This is a genomic window from Lentzea sp. NPDC003310 (assembly GCF_040610935.1).
Classification (GTDB): domain Bacteria; phylum Actinomycetota; class Actinomycetes; order Mycobacteriales; family Pseudonocardiaceae; genus Lentzea.
Window position 1 is genome coordinate 350223 of sequence record NZ_JBEXNC010000010.1, and the last position, 18133, is coordinate 368355.

The following is an 18133-nucleotide window of genomic DNA, read 5'->3' on the forward strand; positions in this document are numbered from 1 at the left end:
TACCCCCGTACGGTTGGTAACGGTTCGGTCCCGCTTCGCAGGCTACCAACGCCCACGTAAGACGTACCTGTAGTTGGACGAAGACCACCCCTCGTCGGTTCCACATCACGCTCAGTGTCGTTCCTGGTCGCCGCCCGCGCAGCGCCACCGCGAAGGCGACCGGACCGGGCACAGGTAGTCGGGTGAACGCCCTCGACGGCCAATAACTTGGAACACGTGCTGGAACGACTGAACGAGGCCATGGCCCGCATCGAGGACGACCTCGAGGGCGAGGTCGACGTCAAGGTGCTCGCGCGGATCGCGGGCACCAGCGAGTACCACCTGCGGCGCATGTTCAGCGCGTTGGCCGGGATGCCGATCAGCGAGTACATCAGGCGGCGCCGGCTCACCAAGGCGGCCAACGAGGTCCTCAGTGGACAGAGTTCGTTGCTCGACGTCGCTGTGCGGTGGGGGTACGGGTCCAACGAGGCCTTTGCCCGGGCCTTCAAGGCCATGCATGGGGTTGGGCCGCAGGAGGCCCGCGCCAGCAAGAAGGCCTTGCAGTCGCAGCAGATTCTCACGTTCAGGTTGGTTGTGGAGGGGAGTTCGGCCATGGAGTACCGGGTTGTCGAGAAGGACGCGTTCACGGTTGTCGGGAGGGGGACGCGGGTGCCGTTGGTGCACCTCGGGATGAACCCCGCGATCGTCGAGTTCGTGAAGGGCATCGGGATGCCGACGCTCGACCGCATGAAGGAGCTGAGCGACGGGGAGCCTCACGGGATGCTGGCGCTCACCTTCAACCAGGAGGGGGTCGAGGAGGGCTCGATGCTCGACTACTTCCAGGGGGTGGTGACGAGCGAGGAAGCGCCGGAGGACATGGAGACGCTCCAGGTGCCCAAGCACACGTGGGCCGTCTTCACGGCCAGCGGGCCGTATCCCGAGACCATCCAGTACATGTGGCGGGACGTGTACACGCAGTGGTTCCCGTCCAACAGCTACGAGAGCGCGGAGGGGCCGTCGATGCTCAGCACGAAGATCGACGGGGATCAGGCCACGGCCGAGCTGTGGATCCCCGTCACCAGCTGAGGACCAGGCGCTCCATCACGTCTCGCAGTTCCAGCGCGGCGAGCCACGGAGCCGGGATCGCGTCGATCCCGTCGCGGGCTCCGAGGATGTTGCCGCAGATCGACCCCGTCGAGTCGCTGTCGCCCGAGTGGTTCACGGCCATCCTCAGGGCCGACGCGAAGTCCGGCGCGACCAGTGCGGCGTGCAGGCCGATGGCGAGGGCCTCCTCGCCCACCCAGCCGCCGCCGAGTTCCGACTCGATCTCCTCCGGGGTCAACGGGCCGAGGCCCATCACCTTGTCCAGCAACGAGGTCTGCTCCTCGTGGCCGTCCCAGCGGATCAGTTCCGCCCGCGCGACAGCGACGGCCGAGACCAGGTCGGCACCTGCCAGCAGCGCCTGCACGATCACGGCTAGGGCGCCTGCCGACAGGTAGCCGCTCGGGTGGTGGTGCGTCATCTGGGCGGTGCCGACGGCCAGGGTGAAGACCTCGCGCACGTCGGTCGACCAGACGGCGACCGGGGCGGCGCGCATCACTCCGCCGCAGCCCTTCGAGTTGTTCTTCTCGTTGTGCTTCAACGCGGTGATGCACGTGTGGCCCGGCGCGCGCCTCGAGAAGAGGCGTTGGTCGGCCATGAGCCAGCCGTCCGGCGCCACGGGCGGGCCGCCCTGCGTGTGCAGCCAGCGCCCGTAGGCCGCCCTCACCGTCAGGAGCGGATCGATGCCGTGCCGGCGGGCCAGCACCAGGCCCTCCAGCGTGAACAGCACCATCTGGGTGTCGTCGGTGATCTCCAGCGACGGGAGGTCGACCACGCCGGCCGGGCCGTGGAGGTGGCGGATCGTGTCGATCGAGGAGAACTCGACCGGCGCGCCCAGCCCATCTCCCACGGCCCCGCCGAGCACGCACCCGAGCAGGCTCACGGCAGGGTGATCTTGCCCTCGACGGCCTTCGAGGCAATGTCCGAACGGTGGTGCGAGCCGGTGAGGTGGATGTCCGCGACGCGCTTGTAGGCGCGCTCGCGGGCCTTCGCCAGCGACTTGCCGGTGCCCACGACGGACAGCACGCGGCCGCCGGTGGAGACCACGGCGCCGTCGTCGCGGCGGCGGGTGCCCGCGTGCAGGACGCCCTCGGACTCGGCTCCGGTGATCACGTCACCGGTGCGCGGACGGTTCGGGTAGCCCTCGGCGGCGACCACGACCGTCACCGCGTAGCCGTTCTCCCACTCCAGCTCGGGCAACGAGGCCAGCGTGCCGGTCGACGCCGCCAGGAACAGCGACGCGATCGGCGACTTCAGCAGCGCGAGGACCGACTGGGTCTCCGGGTCGCCGAAGCGGCAGTTGAACTCGATCACCTGCACGCCGTTGGACGTCAGGGCGAGGCCCGCGTACAGCAGACCGACGAACGGCGTCTCCCGGGCGCGCAGCTCGTCGACCACCGGCTGCACGCACCGCGTCACGATCTCCGACACCAGGCCCTCGGGAGCCCACGGCAGCGGCGCATAGGCACCCATGCCACCCGTGTTCGGGCCGGCGTCGCCGTCGCCCACGCGCTTGAAGTCCTGCGCCGGGATCAGCGGCACCACGGTCTCGCCGTCGGTGACGCAGAACAGCGACACCTCCGGACCGTCCAGGAACGACTCCAGCAGCACCGGGTGGCCGCCGTCGAGCAACGTCATGGCGTGCGCACGGGCGGCCGCGAGGTCCGCGGTCACGACGACGCCCTTGCCGGCGGCGAGGCCGTCGTCCTTCACGACCCACGTCGGACCGAACCGCCCGAGGGCGGCGTCCAGGCGGGCCGGGTTGTCCACGACCTCGCTGTGCGCGGTCGGCACCCCCGCCGCGTTCATGACGTCCTTGGCGAACGCCTTGGACCCCTCGATGCAGGCGGCGGCCTTCGACGGACCGAAGCACGGGATGCCGAGGGCGCGGACCGCGTCAGCGGCCCCGACCACCAGAGGTTGTTCGGGGCCGATGACGACGAGATCGGCCTTCCACTCCTTCGCGAGGCCGGCGACGGCCTGGGCGTCGGACACGTCCACGCCGTAGATCTCGGCGTGCCCGGCTATGCCTGCGTTGCCCGGCGCGCACGCCAGGGCAGTCAGCTGCGGGTCGCGCGACAACGCGAGGACAAGGGCATGCTCACGGGCTCCAGACCCGATGACCAGGACGCGCACGAGGCCCCAGAGTAGTTCAGCCCAGCGCCTGCTTCGCCCCAGGGTGCAGCGGGACGGGGTCGGAGGCGGCCGCCTTGGCCTTGTCGATGTCCTTCACGGCCGGGTGGACCTTCTCCAGGTCAGCCTTCTTGTCGAAGATCAGCTTGGTGACGGCGCACGCGTTGTTGGCCGCGAAGTCCTCGCGGACGAGCAGCAGGTTCGGCACCACGATCGTGGGAACCTCGGCCACCCCGTACGTCGCCGCCGGGATCGGCGCCGTGTCGTACACCGGGCTGATCTTCTTCATCTCCGGCAGCTGCGGGGTGATGTCGATGAACTTGACCTTGTCCTTGAGGGACGTGGTGATGTCCGTGATCTGCGGCGTCGGCAGGCCGCCCGACCAGATCAGGCCGTCGATGCTGCCGTCCTTCATCCCGTCCGCGGTCTTGGTGAGGTCGAGGCGCTGGGCCGCGACGTCCGAGTCGATGTTCAGACCGGCCGACTTGAGCAGCCGCCCGGCGATCACCTCGGTGCCGGACTTGGGCGAGCCGGTCGAGATCCGCTTGCCCTTCATGTCGGCCACGGAGTTGATCCCGGAGTCCGCCCTGACCAGCACCTGCGTGTAGTTCGGGTAGATCCGCGACAGTGCCGCGACCTTCTCCTTCTTGCCGTTGAACGCGCCCGTGCCGTTGACGGCGTCCGCGGCGGTGTCCGCCAGCGAGAACGCGATGTCGTACGTGCCCGAGACGAGCTGCTGGATGTTCTGCACCGACGCACCGGTCTCGGCGGACGACGCCTTGAGCTTCGAGTTGTCGGAGATCAGCTTCGCCAGGCCGCCGCCGACCACGAAGTACACGCCACCGGAGTTGCCGGTCGCGATCGTGATCCGGCCGTCCGACGCCTCGCACGAGGCCTGGGACCCGCCGGCGTCGGGCGTGGTGGGCGTGCGCTTGCCGCCACACCCGGAGACCACGAGCGCCAATGCGATCGTGCCGATCGCGTACTTATGCAGCTTCACGAACCCTCCCACGGGTCACCAGGTGTACCGCGACGGCCACCACGAGGAATCCGGCCCCGATGGCGATCGTCAACGGCTGCAGGTAGAGCAGGAACAACGCGGCCGGCACGCACAGCAGGCGTTCCGGCCAGCGCGCGGGACCGAACAGCCAGCCGCCCGTCAGCACGGCCAGGGCGGCCACCCCCAGCGCGGACGCTCCGAACGCCCACACCGAGTCGAGCAACGGCCCGCGCAACAGCAAGGAGGAACCGGCGTCGGTCAGCACGAACGCCAGCGGCACCAGGAACGCGGGCAGCGTGTACTTCCACGTCTGCCACATCGTCTTCATCACGTCGCCGCCGGTCAGCGCGGCCGCCGCGACGGCGGCGAGCGCGGTCGGCGGGGTCACCTCGGACAGCACCGCGTAGTAGAAGATGAACATCGCGGTCTCGGCCGGCTCGACGCCGAGCGTGATCAACGCCGGCCCGATCACGACCCACGAGATGATGAACGACGCCGTCACCGGCACCGCGAGGCCGAGCACCGACACCGCGACGGCCGCGAGCACCGCCGTCAGCATCAGGACCACCGTCGTGTTCGACGTCAGCGCCGAGGCCAGGTCCACCAACGAGCTCGCAAACGCTTGCCCCAGGCCGGTCTTGGTGATCGTCGAGGTCACCACGCCGGCCGCCGCGCACACCGCGATCACGGGGAACGCCGAGCGCACGCCGACGGACAGCGCGTCCGCGATCAGCCTGACCCACTCGCGCCGGTGGTTGATCAACGCGAACAGCGCGGCCACGCCGGTCGCGTACACGACCGCCTTGTAGACGGGGATGTCCAGCGCCAGGAACACGATGATGATCCCGAGCGACAGGAAGTGGTACCAGCCGAGCTTGAGCACGTCGAAGAACCGCGGCGCGTCCACGTCGACCGGCTGCGCCCCGAACCGCCGCGCGTCGAACTCGACGGCCAGCGCGATGCCCAGGTAGTAGAGCAGCGTCGGGATGATCGCCCAGACCAGCACCGACAGGTACGAGACCTCCAGGTACTCGGCGATGATGAACGCCGCCGCGCCCAGCGTGGGCGGCGACAGGATCGCGCCGATGCCGGACGCCGCGAGCAGCCCGCCCGCGTTCTCCTTGGGGTACCCGGCCTTCTGCAGCATCGGCCACGTCACGGCACCCAGCGACACCGTGGTCGCCGTGCCGGAGCCGGACACCGTGCCGAGCAGGAAGCCCGCGGTGGCGGCGGTGCGGCCGGGAGCGGTCCGCGACTTGCGGAACGCGGCGAAGCTGATGTCCACGAAGAACTTGCCCGCGCCGGACGCGTTCAGCACGGCGCCGTAGATCGTGAACAGCACGATGTAGGTCGCCGCCACGTCCAGCGGAATGCCGTAGAACCCGCTGCCGTCGTTGAAGAACCCGTTGATGATCTGCGGGAAGTCGACGCCGGAGTGCGCGACCGACCACGACGGCGGCAGGTACCCGCCGTAGTAGGAGTAGACGATGAACGCGAGGCACACCGCGGGCAGCACCCAGCCCGTCGTGCGCCGGCAGGCCTCGAGGATCAGCACCAGCAGCACCGAGCCCACGAGCACGTCGAGGGTGGTGAGCTGGCCCTGCCGGTTCAGGAACTCGTCGTAGCCCCCGAACAGCGGGTAGGCGCCCGCCGCGAACGCGAGGCCCGCCAGCACCCAGTCCCACCACGGCGGCTGGTGCCCGCGGCCGTACGCGAGGAACACCAGCGGCAGCGTCACCGCCAGGAAGATGATCAGGTAGTACTGGCTCCCCTTGGCGAACGGGAAGAACACCTGCTTCAGAACGAGGAGCGCGATCAGCAGACCGGCGATCCACAGCGCTCGTTCCCACCGGGGTGAGAGCGCGCGCGACGGCATCTCCTCGTCGTGCTCCGCGACGATGCGGGCGAGGTCCGGGTTGGCCACGGACCGACCGTACTGTGGGGCCGATCACAGCCCTAGGGGATCAATCCAAAGGAACTGCAAAGACTGCACGGCCAGCCGGAACACGCAGAATGAGCGGCATGCACGGGCCTGAACTTCTGCTGCTGCTCCTCGGGGCGTTGATCGTCACGGCGATCGCGCGCCGGCTCAACTGGTCGGCGCCGCTGGTGCTGGTCACCGTCGGTCTCGTCGTCTCGTTCATACCGGGCGTGCCCGAGTTCGAACTGGACCCGCACCTGATCCTGCTGGTGGTGCTGCCGCCGCTGCTCTACAGCGCCGCGCTGGACAGCTCCTACCTCAACATCCGGGCCAACCTGCGGCCGATCGGCCTGCTCGCGATCGGGCTCGTGCTGTTCACGACGCTGGTCGTCGGCGTCGTGGCCAAGCTGGTGTTCCCCGAGATGCCGTTCGCCGCCGCGCTCGTGCTGGGCGCGGTCGTGGCGCCACCGGACGCCGTCGCGGCCGTCGCGATCGGCCGCAAGCTCGGCCTGCAGCGGCGGGCGATGACGTTGCTGGTCGGCGAGAGCCTGATCAACGACGCCACGGCGCTCACGGCGTTCAAGGTCGCCGTGGCGGCAGCGGCGGGCGCCGCCATGGCCCCCTGGCAGGGCGTCGGGCTGTTCCTGCTGGTCACGGCCGGAGGCATCGCGGTCGGCCTGGTCGTGGGCGTGGTGGTCAGGTTCCTGCGCAAGCGGCTCTGCGAGGGCGTGCTGGAGAGCGCGCTGGGGCTGCTCGTGCCGTTCGGCGCCTACCTGCTCGCCGAGGAGGCGGCGCACGTCTCGGGTGTGCTCGCGGTCGTCGTCGCCGGCCTGTACGTCGGTCACCACTCGCCGCGCGGCCGGTACTCGACGCGCCTGCAGGACGCGGCGCTCTGGAAGGCGCTGGACGTGCTGCTGGAGGCGTTCGTCTTCGCGCTCATCGGCCTCCAGGTGTCGACGATCATCGCCGACGTCGACCTGGACGCCGCCCTGCTGCTCGGGGCCGGCGCCGTGCTGCTCGCCGCGATCCTCGCGCGGTTCGTCTGGATGTACCCGGCCACGTACATCCCCTGGTACCTGTCGAAACGCCTGCGGCGCAAGGAACGCGAACCGCACCTCGGCCAGGTGACGGTGATCGCCTGGACCGGCATGCGCGGGGTGGTGACGCTCGCCGCGGCCGCCGCGATCCCGGAGAACGTGCCGGGCAGGAGCATCATCCTGTTCTGCGCCTTCGTGGTCACGGTCGCGACGCTGCTGCTGCAGGGCATGACGTTGCCGTGGCTGATCAACAAGATCGGTTTCGCGGGCGACGACGCGCGCCAGGACGCGCTGGCGGAGGCGCAGGTGCAGCACCGGGCGGCGCAGGCGGCCGTGACGCGCCTGGACGAGGAGGTCGAGGACGTGCCCGACCACGTCCGCGACCAGCTGCGATCGCTCGCCGAGCACCGGGGCAACGCCGCGTGGGAACGGCTGGGGCGGCAGGAGGAGGAGAACCCGGCGGCCGCGTACCGCAGGCTGCGGCGGGTGATGCTGAGCGCCGAACGTGACGAGTTCGTCAAGGCCCGCGACGCCGGCGAGATCGACGACGAGGTGCTGTTCCGGGTGATGCGGGAACTGGACCTGGAGGAAGCCGCACTGTCCCGTGAGTAACCGTTCACCTGCATTTCGTGTTGCGATGCTTGGGTGCGCTCTCAACACGAAATGGGAGGTCGAACGATGTACCCCAAGGGGATCCGACGCCGGGGTCTTGCCGCCGTAGTGCTCGTGTTCGCCGGTGCGGTGGTGGCGTCGCTGCCTTCCGCCTCGGCACACGACGACAAGGGTCCGATCGTCATCGGGCACCGCGGCGCGTCGGCGTACCGGCCGGAGCACACGCTCGCCGCGTACGAGCTCGCCGCGCGCATGGGTGCCGACTTCATCGAGCCGGACCTGGTGCCCACCAAGGACGGAAAGCTGGTCGCCCGGCACGAGAACGAGATCGGCGGTACAACGAACGTCGCGGACAAGACGGAGTTCGCCGACCGCAAGAAGACCAAGACGATCGACGGGGTCGCGGTCACCGGCTGGTTCACCGAGGACTTCACGCTGGCCGAGCTGAAGACGTTGCGCGCCAAGGAACGCATCCCGGCGATCCGCCCGCGCAACACCCTCTACGACGGCCGCTTCGAGGTCCCGACGCTGCAGGAGGTCATCGACCTCTCGAAGCGCCTCTCCCGCGAGCTGCGGCGCGAGATCGGCATCTACCCCGAGACCAAGCACCCGACGTACTTCCAGTCGATCGGCCTCGCGCTGGAGCCGAAGCTCGTCGACGTGCTGAACCGCAACGGCCTGAACCGGAGCAGCGCCAAGGTCTACGTGCAGTCGTTCGAGGTCGCGAACCTCAAGGAGCTCAACCGGTCGCTGCGCGTGCCGATCGTCCAGCTGGTCAACGGCTCCGGCGCGCCGTACGACTTCGTGGTGGCGGGCGACAAGCGCACCTACGCCGACCTGGTCACCCCGGCCGGGCTGCGCGAGGTCCGGTCGTACGCGGACGGCGTCGGCCTCACCAAGGACGTCATCATCCCGCGGGACGCCAATGGTTTCCTCAAGGCGCCGACGACCGTCGTGAAGGACGCCCACCGGGCCGGGTTGATCGTGCACTCGTGGACGTTCCGCAACGAGAACTCGTTCCTGCCCGCGGACTTCCGGTCCTCGACCGACCCGGCCGCGTACGGCCGGGCCTTCGAGGAGTACGAGCTGTTCTTCAAGCAGGGCATCGACGGCGTGTTCGCGGACAACCCCGACACGGCCGTGGAAGCCAAGGTCAAGCGCTAGCGAGTGCGAGCGTGCGGTCCTTATCGAGCAACCCGCGTTGCTTCAGCAGGGGCCGCACGCCCTCGCCGAACCAGTACGCCTCTTCGAGGTGCGGGTAGCCGGAGAGCACGAACTCCTCGATGCCGATGGAGTGGTACTCCTCGATCAGATCCGCGACCTCCTCGTGGGACCCGACCAACGCCGTGCCCGCGCCACCGCGGACGAGCCCGACGCCCGCCCACAGGTTCGGGTAGATCTCCAGGCCCCGCACGCCCCGGCTGAGGTCGCCGCCGTGCAGCGCCAGCATCCGTTGCTGGCCAACGGATTCCGACGCGCCCAGCTGTTCCTGCGCCTTCGCGACCACGGCCGGGTCCAGCGCGTCGAGGAGCTTCGCGGCCGACGCCCACGCCTCCGCCGAGGTGTCCCGGCTGATCGTGTGCAGCCGGATGCCGAACCGGATCGGCCGGTCCGTCAGCGCCCGCACCCGTGCGATCTTCTCGGCCACGTCCTGAGGTGGCTCGCCCCAGGTCAGGTACACGTCGGCACGGGCGGCGGCCACCGGGAGCGCGGCGTCGGACGAGCCACCGAAGTAGATCGGCGGCACCGGGTCCGGCGCGGCCAGCACGGTCGCGTCCTGCACCTGGTAGTGGTCGCCGTGGAACGTGAACGGCTTCCCGGTCCAGATTCCGCGCACGACCTGGAGGAACTCGTCGGTGCGGGCGTAGCGCTGGTCCTTGTCGAGCCAGTCGCCGAACCGCTGCTGCTCGACAGAGTCGCCGCCGGTCACCACGTTCAGCAGCAGCCGACCGCGGGAGATCCGCTGGTACGTCGAGGCCATCTGCGCGGCCAGCGTCGGGGACAGCACGCCGGGCCGGAACGCCACCAGGAACTTCAGCGTCTTCGTCTGCGCGATCAACGCGGACGTGGTCAGCCACGCGTCCTCGCACCACGTGCCGGTCGGCGTGAGCACGCCGGTGAACCCGACCTGCTCGGCGGTGCGCGCGATCTGCGCCAGGTAGTCGATGTCCGGGTCGCGCCGGGCACCGGCCGCGGGCGCGCGGTTGGCGTGGAAGTGCTCCACGACCGTGCGACCGTCGCCGGAGGTCGGCAGGAACCAGTGCAGCGTGATGCTCATGCGAGATCTCCCTGGAACCGCGTGTCCACGAACTTCGCGAAGTCGACCTTGCCCGGCAGGGTCTTGTCCTCGGTGAACGCGTCGGCGAGCTCCTGCTCGGACCTGATCACCGTGTCGTCCAGCTTCACGACCTGGTCGCCGTTGCGCCGCACGGCGGCGAGCGCCACCTCGTACTTCAGGCCCGTCTCGGCCGCCCAGGCCTTGGCCCACTCCTCGCGGTGGGTGTCGGCCCACTTCTGCGCCTTGTAGTACCGGATCAGGTACTCCTTGAGCGCCGGGTTCTTCCCCTTGTCGTCCAAGGCCTTCTTGCCCGCGACCTGAAAGCCGTAGCCGTTGGACTTGCCCTCACCTGTGGTGAGCACGCGCGCCTTGGCCTCCTGCTGCGCCTGCGCGGTGTAGGGGTCCCAGACCGCCCACGCGTCGATCTTGCCCTGCGTGAACGCGCCGTACGCGTCCGCGGGCTGCAGGAAGTTGAGCGTCACGTCCTTGGTCGTGAGACCGGCCGCGCGCAACGTCAGCAGGATCTGGCCGTGCGCCGAACTGCCCTTGGCCACGGCGATGTTCTTGCCCTTGAGGTCGGCCACGCTGCGCAGCGGCGAGTTCTCCGGCACGAGGATCGCGTCGGCCTCGACCTGTCCCTTGGAGACGCCGACGGCGGCGATCTTGGCGTTCGCGGCGGCGGCGAAGATCGGCGGTGTGTTGCCGACCGCGCCGACGTCGATCGCGCCGGCGGACGCTGCCTCGAGCAGCGGCGGGCCGGAGGTGAACGTCGACCACTCGATCTTGTACGGGAAGTCGTCCAGCAGCCCGGCGGCGGTCAGCACGGACTTCGCGCCGCCCTTCTGGTCGCCGACCTTGAGCACGACGTCGGCGGCCGGAGTGTCGGTCGAGGCCGCCGTGGAGCACCCGGTGGTGAAGAGGATCGCGGCCAGCAGGCCGAGCAGGCTCCTGTTATGCAGCTTCTTCAACTTCGACTCCCAGGTCGGCGAGCACGCGGGTGCGTTGCTCCACAACGGAGGCCCGGCGGCGCGGGCGGGGCAGGTCGACGTGGTGCGTGGCGACGATCCGGCCCTCGTCGAGCACGAGGATCCGGTCGGCCAGCAGCAACGCCTCGTCGACGTCGTGCGTCACGAGCAGCACGGCGGGCCGGTGCCGCGTCCACAGGTCTTCCACCAGGTGGTGCATGGCGAGCCGGGTCAACGCGTCGAGCGCGCCGAACGGTTCGTCGAGCAGCAGCACGTCCGGTACGCGCACCAGCGCCCGCGCGAGCGAGACCCGTTGTGCCTCACCGCCCGAGAGCGTCAGCGGCCACGCGTCGGCGTGGTCGGTCAGCCGCACCTCTTCGAGCGCCTTCAGGGCGACCGCGCGGCCGTCCGGCTTGTGCAGGCCCAGCGAGATGTTGCGCCAGACCTTGCGCCACGGCAGCAACCGCGGCTGCTGGAACGCGATCGACACCGTGCCGGGGACCTCGGCCGTGCCCTCGACGTCGTGGTCCAGGCCCGCGAGGATCCGCAGCAGCGTCGACTTGCCGCAGCCGCTGCGCCCGAGCAGTGCCACGAACTCGCCCGGCTCGACCTCGAGGTCGATGCCGTCGAGCACGGTCCGTGCGCCGAACGCCTTGTGCAGGCCGCGCACGCTCACCGCTTTTGCCATCGCAGGATCCTCCTTTCCAGCGACCGCACCAGGTAGTCCGTCGTCAGGCCGAGCAGCGCGTAGACCACGAGGCCGACGACCACGACGTCGGTGCGGAGGAACTCACGGGCGTTGTTGATCAGGAAGCCGAGGCCGGCGTCGGCGTTGATCTGCTCGGCGACGATCAGCGACAGCCAGGCGGTGCCGAACGCGATCCGCAGTCCCACCAACGTCTGCGGCACCGCGGACGGCAGCACGACGTGCACGATCCGCTCGAACCGGCTGTAGCCGAGCACCTTCGCCGCCTCGACCAGGCCGGGGTCGGTCTGCCGGATGCCCGCGTGCAGGTTGAGGTAGAGCGGGAACGCGACGCCGGACGCGACCAGCGCGAGCTTGGGTTCCTCGCCGATGCCGAACCACAGGATGAACAACGGGATCAGGCCGAGGTGCGGCAGCGTCCGCAACATCTGCACCGGCGGGTCCAGCAATGTCTCGCCCCACCGGGAAAGGCCGGAGGCGAGCCCGAGAACCACTCCGACAAAGCCACCGATGAGAAATCCGAAGAACACGCGGGTGATGGAAACCCCGAACGCTTCGCCCAATTGGCCGTCCGCGATCAGCTCTCCGGCGGACTGCGCCACGGTGAGCGGAGAAGCGAGTTTGTCGGTCGGCAGCACACCCGTTGAGCTGGCCAGTTGCCACAACAGGACCAGCGCGACAGGGCTGATCCACCGCAGCGGCAGCGTGAACTTCCGCGCCGGCGCGGGTGTCGCGGTTTTCGGCCGCGCGGCCACTCCGGCTATGGACAAGGTCATGGGCGGAAGTACAGGCGAGCCCACGACGTGAGTCAACGACGCCCAAATCGTGAAAAAGCGTCGTACATCGAGATGTTCCCCGCACGGACACATTTCCTGCCAACGGCTGAGTGACAGCGGGGTGCGCAGCGATCACGATTCACGCCATGGATGCCGAGGGGGACAGACCGGGGGTGCCCTGGGGCACCGCACTGCGGTTCACGACGCTGGCACTGCTCACGTCCGCCGGCACGGTGGCGATCTTCGGCGAGTACGCGGCGATGTGGACCTCGGCCACTCCGCTCGACGACGCGCGCTGTCAGGTGAGGTCGGGTTTCTACCTAGCCCCCGACGCCGACCGGTCCACTTGGGACGGTTATCGCGCGTGCCTCGAACCGTTCGTGCACGGCCGGGAGTGGTGGCTCGCCGGCGGGTTCACCCTGCTCGCCGGCGTGACGGCGCTGATCTACGCACTGCGCCCGGTCTGGTTGCGGTACCGGCGAAACCTGGCCCCGGTACCGGACGAGCTGACCGGGCCGCTCACCGGACTGGTCGCGGAGTCCGGGCTCGCGAAGGCACCCGTGTTCCTGATCGACCGCTCGAGGACCAGCGCCCGCGCACTCTCGTTCGGCACGCACCGTCGCCGGTACGTGGCGCTCGACGTCGGCGTGATGGCGTTGCGGCGCATCGAACCCGAGTCGTTCCGCGCGATCGTCCTCGACGAACTCGGGCGCCGGGGGCTCGCACTCGGCGCCGCGACCAGGGCACTGGGAGGCGCGTTCGCCGTGGCCGTGCTGCTGCCGTTCACCGTCACCGCGCTGGGAGCCGCGGCAGGACGGCCCGAGAGCCACGAGGACGCGGCCGTGGGCAGGTGGATGGAGGGCGGGCGGCCGGGACAGGGTCTCCGCCGTCGTGCGGGCGAGTGAGAGCGTGTTCGCGGGGGTGCGGGCAGCGGACCCGGCGGCGATCGCGGCGGCGTGCGAGGCGCTGGCACCGGTGCTGCGGGTGGAGTTCCCGCCACCGCCCGACGCGGAGATCGCCGCCGACTGGGCGAACGCGTTGCGGTCGCTGGAGAACGGCACGCGCTCGTGCCTCGCCGTGTTCCGGGACGAAGGCCCCGACGACGGGTCGATGACGAGGGAGTTCCTCCTCGGCCTCGACCAGCTGGAGGTCACGCGGACCGCGCTGGCCGAGGCCGGGAAGCGAGCGACTAGCTGAGGACGTCGTGGCGCACGATCGTCTGGTCGCGGCCGGGGCCGACGCCGATCGCCGAGACGCGGGCGCCGATGATGCCTTCGAGGTACTCGACGTACGCCTTGGCGTTCGCCGGGAGCTCGTCGAACGTGCGGCAGTGCGAGATGTCCTCGAACCAGCCCGGCAGCTCCTCGTACACCGGGACGGCGTGGTGCACGTCGGTCTGGGTCATCGGCATCTCGTCGACGCGGCGACCGTCCACTTCGTACGCCACGCAGACCGGGACCTTCTCGAGGCCGGACAGCACGTCGAGCTTGGTGAGGAAGTAGTCGGTGATGCCGTTGACGCGGCTCGCGTACCGGGCGATCACGGCGTCGAACCAGCCGGTGCGGCGGCTGCGGCCGGTGGTGACGCCGAACTCGCCGCCCTGCTTGCGCAGGTACTCGCCCATGTCGTCGTTGAGCTCGGTCGGGAACGGACCGGAGCCGACGCGGGTCGTGTAGGCCTTGAGGATGCCGATCACGGTGCTGATGCGGGTCGGGCCGACGCCGGAGCCGACGGTCGCGCCACCCGAGGTCGGGTTCGAGGACGTGACGAACGGGTAGGTGCCGTGGTCGACGTCGAGCAGGGTGCCCTGCGAGCCCTCCAGCACGACGATCTCGTCGCGGTCGAGCGCCTGGTTGAGCAGCAGCCGCGTGTCGGCGATGCGGTGGACGAAGTGCTGGCCGTGCTCGAGGACCTGGTCGACGACCTGCTCGGGGTCGAGCGCCTTGCGGTTGTAGACCTTGACCAGCACCTGGTTCTTGAAGTCCAGGGCGGCCTCGACCTTCTGCCGCAGGATCTTCTCGTCCAGCAGGTCCTGCACCCGGACGCCGACGCGGGCCAGCTTGTCCTGGTAGGCCGGTCCGATGCCGCGGCCGGTCGTGCCGATCTTCGCCTTGCCCAGGTAGCGCTCGGTCACCTTGTCGATGGCCACGTGGTACGGCATGATCAAGTGCGCGTCCGACGAGATCAGCAGACCGCTGGTGTCGACGCCCTTCTCCTCCAGGCCCGCGAGCTCCGTGAGCAGCACGCCGGGGTCGACCACGACACCGTTGCCGATCACGTTCTTCACGCCGGGCGTGAGGATGCCGGAGGGGATGAGGTGGAGGGCGAACTTCTGGCCGTCCGGGAGGACCACGGTGTGACCCGCGTTGTTGCCGCCCTGGTAACGGACGATCCACTGGACACGCTCACCGAGGATGTCGGTGGCCTTGCCCTTGCCCTCATCGCCCCACTGGGCACCGATCAGCACGACGGCCGGCATGTGAAACTCCAAGCACTTGGACTGGTTCGAGCGAATGCCGGTAAGTGAGGGTAGACCAGGAGATGACCGTGCGCGGAATCGTGTTGGCCTGCGGAAACACGCAGTCGCCAATGATCGCTCAACGTGACGACGTGGTGGCGGTCCCGGCCCGTCCCGGCAAGGACCACGTCGACCAGCACCTGGACGCCGACCGGCTCGTCGTCGCAGGCACCGACGCGGACCTCGCCGCCGTGGCGTTGCGCTTGCTGCGCAAGGAGAAGCTCGGTTCGGTGGCACTGGGCTACGTGCCCGTCGCCGATTCGTCCGTCGCCGCGTTGTGGGGCCTGTCGACCGACCCGGCCCGCGCCCTCGACGTCGCCCTGAACGGTGACGTAGATCCCGTCCCGTTCGTCCGGGACGACGTCGGCGGAGTGCTGATGGGTCTCGGCGTGTTGTCGCCCGTGCGGGGCGTCGGGTACGCCGACGCGGACAACGTGCTGCGCGGGCAGGCGTCGCGGATCGAGTGCACGCCGGACCCGGACGGCGGCCTCGGCCTGGAGGTCCGGATCATCAACAAGCGGCTGTTCGGCTCCAAGGTCAAGGTGAGCCGGCCGCGCGCGTTCCAGCTCGGCTGCCTGCCCACGACGGCGGTGCTGGACGGCCACAAGCACCCGCGCCCGGTGGACAAGTGGACCTGGTACCGCCACACCGAGGACCTGAGGCTCGTTCGAGGCCTCTAGCAGTCCGCTTGTCATTCACATGAGTGTCACTCGAAGGCATTGCGCAATTTCATAATGTGACTGAGGGTAGGTCCCGATCACTTTCCAACAAGGAAGGTCGGGACGATGTCAAAAGTTAACCGAACCATTGGTGTTCTAGTTGCCTCGGCAGCTCTCACCTTTGGTTTTGTTTCCCCTGCACTCGCGACACCGCCGAACATCCCCTCCGCCGCGACCGCCAAGAGCGAATTGGCGGGATTGACCGTTGCCACGGAAGGCTCGATGACGGGCTATTCACGGGACAAGTTCCCGCACTGGATCACCCAGTCGGGCACCTGCAACACCCGCGAGGCCGTGCTCAAGCGCGACGGCACGAACGTCGTGACGGACTCGTCGTGCGCCGCCACGTCGGGCCGCTGGTTCTCGCCGTACGACGGTGCGACCTGGTCAGCGGCCTCCGACGTGGACATCGACCACATCGTGCCGCTGGCCCAGGCCTGGCGTTCCGGCGCGTCGTCGTGGACCACCGCGCAGCGCCAGGCGTTCGCGAACGACATGGCCGGACCGCAGCTCATCGCGGTCACGGACAACGTGAACCAGTCCAAGGGCGACCAGGACCCGGCCCAGTGGAAGCCACCGCTGACGTCCTACTACTGCACTTACGCCAAAATGTGGGTACACACCAAGTACCGGTGGAACCTGAAGACCGACTCGGCTGAGAAGGCGGCGTTGACGAGCATGCTCGGTACCTGCTGATGGCGACACTCTCCGCGCTTTTCGTGGCGGGCCCCGGCGGCGTGATGACCGACGAGGTCGGCGTCGTGACGGGCGACCTGGAACTGTGCACGGAACTCTCCGACGACGGGAAGCTCCGCGCACTGGTCCGCTACGAGGGCGCGGAGGAGTGGTACGCGATCACGGGTGCTTCGTGCGTCCTGACTGATCCCCGCGATCACGAACAGGTGCACTCTCTTCTGCACGGGCTCCTGCATCGGCCGGAGGGCTGAGGGGCGGCAACGCCTCCATCGCCTCGCTCCGGCTGAGGCCCGTCGCCTGCAGCAGGTCCACCGCGACACTCCGGATCTGCGCTAGCACGACCTTGGACGAGAACCCGTCCCCACCGAGACGCCGCGCGGTCAACACCCGCGCGGCGTCCCGCACGGCCTCCCGAGTCGCCTTCGGCTCCTTGCCCTTCTCCAACTCACCCTTCAGGCAGTCCACGGCCTTCGCGTAGTCGAGGAGCACGTCCGGCACCCCGTCCGGAATCCGCTCGTCGGCCTTGAGCGCCGCCATGCTCCGGCGAGCCAGCACCCGCGTGTTCCTGATCGCGTAGTCGACCGGCCCCGCAGCGGTCTGGTACCGGCTCAACAGGTCCTTGGACCGCCACCGGATGGGCGCGATCTTCGCGATCTCACTACCGGTCTGCAGCGCCGACTTGTAGTCGTCGATGGTCGTCTGACTGGACCGCAGCTCCACCAACACCCCGGCCGCCTTGACCGAGTCCTTCTCGTCCAACGCCTCAGCCAGGTCTCGCAACGCCCCGCTGAGGGTGTTCGTGAGCACCTTGAGCTGCCGCTGCGCGACCGTGATCGGGTTGGCGGGAAGGAGCGCGGCCACGGCCAGCCCCATCAGCCCACCGGTCAACGCGTCGATCATCCGGTCGAACCCACCCCCGGCACTGGGCGGCAACAACGTCGCCACGAGCACAGCACTGCTCCCGGCCTGCAACGCGATGACCGACCCGCCGTCCAGCAACACGGCAGCGGACATCGCCAGCGCCACGACCAACGCGATCTGCCACGGCCCACTACCGATCCAACTGATCAGCGCGTCCCCGACCCCCACCCCAACCGACACGCCGACCACGAGCTCACCGACCCGACGCAGCCTTTGACCCAGCGAGACCCCGAGACACACGACGGCAGCGATGGGCGCGAAGAAGGGGTGCGGGTGCCCGATGAGCACCGTCGCCACCACCCAGGCCAGCCCGGCGGACAGAGCACATTGGACGATCGGCAACGCGCCCGCGCGCCACCGACCGAGCCCCCGCCCGACCGCTTCCCTGACCGCGCCCACCACTCACCCCGCTCGCCTAGATGCCCGCCGCCAGTCTCGAACCATCGGGCACCGGTCACAACCTGCGGCGGGGCTCCCGGCAGGAAGGCAAGCAACCTCACAGGGAGGAGAGGGCAGACGGGACGAATGGTGCATGCGGGTGTGGGGAGCTGGGAGTGGGGTGGCGCGGGAGCGGGGCGGGGGCGAAGACGTGGGGCGGGGGCGGAGAGGCGGCGGGCGGAAGGCGGGAGTGGGCCTCACAGCGATGCCGAAGGCGAGCCGTCTTTCCCCAAGACTCCAGGGCGGTGGGGTCCCATCACGAGTCGCGCCATAGCTCTTGCTGCACGTGAAGAGGGGTGGGTACGGGCAGCCCCTTTAGTTGAAATGAAAGAA

Annotated in this window: 17 protein-coding genes; 7 read left to right on the forward strand and 10 right to left on the reverse strand. The window is 69.3% G+C overall.

Annotated elements, in window-relative coordinates:
- Positions 1–216 precede the first annotated feature (216 nt).
- Positions 217–1065, forward strand: a complete 849-nt coding sequence (locus tag ABZX02_RS22930) for an AraC family transcriptional regulator (RefSeq protein ID WP_355300588.1) — start codon at positions 217–219, stop codon at positions 1063–1065.
- Here the strand turns inward: ABZX02_RS22930 and ABZX02_RS22935 are convergent.
- Genes ABZX02_RS22935 through ABZX02_RS22950 form a run of 4 tightly spaced genes read right to left on the reverse strand, consistent with a single transcriptional unit; the run spans position 1055 to position 6089 of the window.
- Positions 1055–1963 carry an ADP-ribosylglycohydrolase family protein gene (locus ABZX02_RS22935; protein WP_355300589.1) on the reverse strand — a complete coding sequence of 303 codons (909 nt, stop codon included), beginning with the start codon at positions 1961–1963 and terminating at the stop codon, positions 1055–1057. The genes ABZX02_RS22930 and ABZX02_RS22935 overlap by 11 nt on opposite strands.
- Positions 1960–3216, reverse strand: a complete 1257-nt coding sequence (gene purD, locus ABZX02_RS22940) for a phosphoribosylamine--glycine ligase (RefSeq protein ID WP_355300590.1) — start codon at positions 3214–3216, stop codon at positions 1960–1962. The genes ABZX02_RS22935 and purD overlap by 4 nt, the downstream gene beginning before the upstream one ends.
- Positions 3217–3232: 16 nt before the next feature.
- Complete coding sequence (locus ABZX02_RS22945) at positions 3233–4213, reverse strand: TAXI family TRAP transporter solute-binding subunit (protein WP_355300591.1); 981 nt, start codon at positions 4211–4213, stop codon at positions 3233–3235.
- Complete coding sequence (locus ABZX02_RS22950; RefSeq protein ID WP_355300622.1) at positions 4200–6089, reverse strand: TRAP transporter fused permease subunit; 1890 nt, start codon at positions 6087–6089, stop codon at positions 4200–4202. Before ABZX02_RS22950 ends, ABZX02_RS22945 begins: the two co-directional genes overlap by 14 nt.
- 146 nt (positions 6090–6235) lie before the next feature.
- On the opposite strand from ABZX02_RS22950, the gene ABZX02_RS22955 reads away from it, so the two are divergent.
- Both ABZX02_RS22955 and ABZX02_RS22960 read left to right on the forward strand, forming a co-directional pair.
- On the forward strand, positions 6236–7783 hold the full coding sequence (locus ABZX02_RS22955) for a Na+/H+ antiporter (protein ID WP_355300592.1): 1548 nt from the start codon (positions 6236–6238) through the stop codon (positions 7781–7783).
- 66 nt (positions 7784–7849) lie between these two features.
- Complete coding sequence (locus tag ABZX02_RS22960; protein ID WP_355300593.1) at positions 7850–8947, forward strand: glycerophosphodiester phosphodiesterase; 1098 nt, start codon at positions 7850–7852, stop codon at positions 8945–8947.
- On the opposite strand, the gene ABZX02_RS22965 is transcribed toward ABZX02_RS22960, so the two are convergent.
- The 4 genes from ABZX02_RS22965 to ABZX02_RS22980 are packed head-to-tail and all read right to left on the reverse strand — an operon-like array spanning position 8937 to position 12508.
- Entirely contained in the window at positions 8937–10061 is a 1125-nt protein-coding gene (locus ABZX02_RS22965; RefSeq protein ID WP_355300594.1) for an LLM class flavin-dependent oxidoreductase, read from the reverse strand. The two genes, ABZX02_RS22960 and ABZX02_RS22965, sit on opposite strands and share 11 nt — an antisense overlap.
- The gene (locus ABZX02_RS22970; RefSeq protein ID WP_355300623.1) at positions 10058–10984 is read right to left on the reverse strand and encodes an ABC transporter substrate-binding protein; all 927 of its coding nucleotides are present in this window, start codon (positions 10982–10984) and stop codon (positions 10058–10060) included. Before ABZX02_RS22970 ends, ABZX02_RS22965 begins: the two co-directional genes overlap by 4 nt.
- Before the next feature lie 28 nt (positions 10985–11012).
- On the reverse strand, positions 11013–11714 hold the full coding sequence (locus ABZX02_RS22975) for an ABC transporter ATP-binding protein (protein ID WP_355300595.1): 702 nt from the start codon (positions 11712–11714) through the stop codon (positions 11013–11015).
- On the reverse strand, positions 11699–12508 hold the full coding sequence (locus ABZX02_RS22980) for an ABC transporter permease subunit (protein ID WP_355300596.1): 810 nt from the start codon (positions 12506–12508) through the stop codon (positions 11699–11701). The genes ABZX02_RS22975 and ABZX02_RS22980 overlap by 16 nt, the downstream gene beginning before the upstream one ends.
- Positions 12509–12654: 146 nt before the next feature.
- On the opposite strand from ABZX02_RS22980, the gene ABZX02_RS22985 reads away from it, so the two are divergent.
- Together ABZX02_RS22985 and ABZX02_RS22990 are read left to right on the forward strand one after the other, a co-directional pair.
- Positions 12655–13413 (forward strand): hypothetical protein, encoded by a 759-nt coding sequence (locus tag ABZX02_RS22985; protein WP_355300597.1) that lies wholly within the window; start codon positions 12655–12657, stop codon positions 13411–13413.
- Positions 13400–13705, forward strand: a complete 306-nt coding sequence (locus ABZX02_RS22990; protein ID WP_355300598.1) for a hypothetical protein — start codon at positions 13400–13402, stop codon at positions 13703–13705. Before ABZX02_RS22985 ends, ABZX02_RS22990 begins: the two co-directional genes overlap by 14 nt.
- Here ABZX02_RS22990 and ABZX02_RS22995 read toward each other — a convergent pair.
- A complete protein-coding gene (locus tag ABZX02_RS22995; protein ID WP_355300599.1) occupies positions 13698–14987 on the reverse strand; it encodes an adenylosuccinate synthase in 1290 nt (429 codons plus the stop codon). The two genes, ABZX02_RS22990 and ABZX02_RS22995, sit on opposite strands and share 8 nt — an antisense overlap.
- A 110-nt stretch (positions 14988–15097) precedes the next feature.
- Between ABZX02_RS22995 and ABZX02_RS23000 the strand changes: the two genes are divergently transcribed.
- Positions 15098–15706, forward strand: a complete 609-nt coding sequence (locus ABZX02_RS23000; RefSeq protein ID WP_355300600.1) for a hypothetical protein — start codon at positions 15098–15100, stop codon at positions 15704–15706.
- 105 nt (positions 15707–15811) lie between these two features.
- Entirely contained in the window at positions 15812–16441 is a 630-nt protein-coding gene (locus tag ABZX02_RS23005) for an HNH endonuclease family protein (protein ID WP_355300601.1), read from the forward strand.
- Positions 16442–16600: 159 nt separating this feature from the next.
- Here the strand turns inward: ABZX02_RS23005 and ABZX02_RS23010 are convergent, their stop codons facing one another.
- Positions 16601–17761, reverse strand: coding sequence for an FUSC family protein (locus tag ABZX02_RS23010; RefSeq protein WP_355300602.1), 1161 nt, complete (start codon positions 17759–17761; stop codon positions 16601–16603).
- Positions 17762–18133 lie beyond the last annotated feature (372 nt).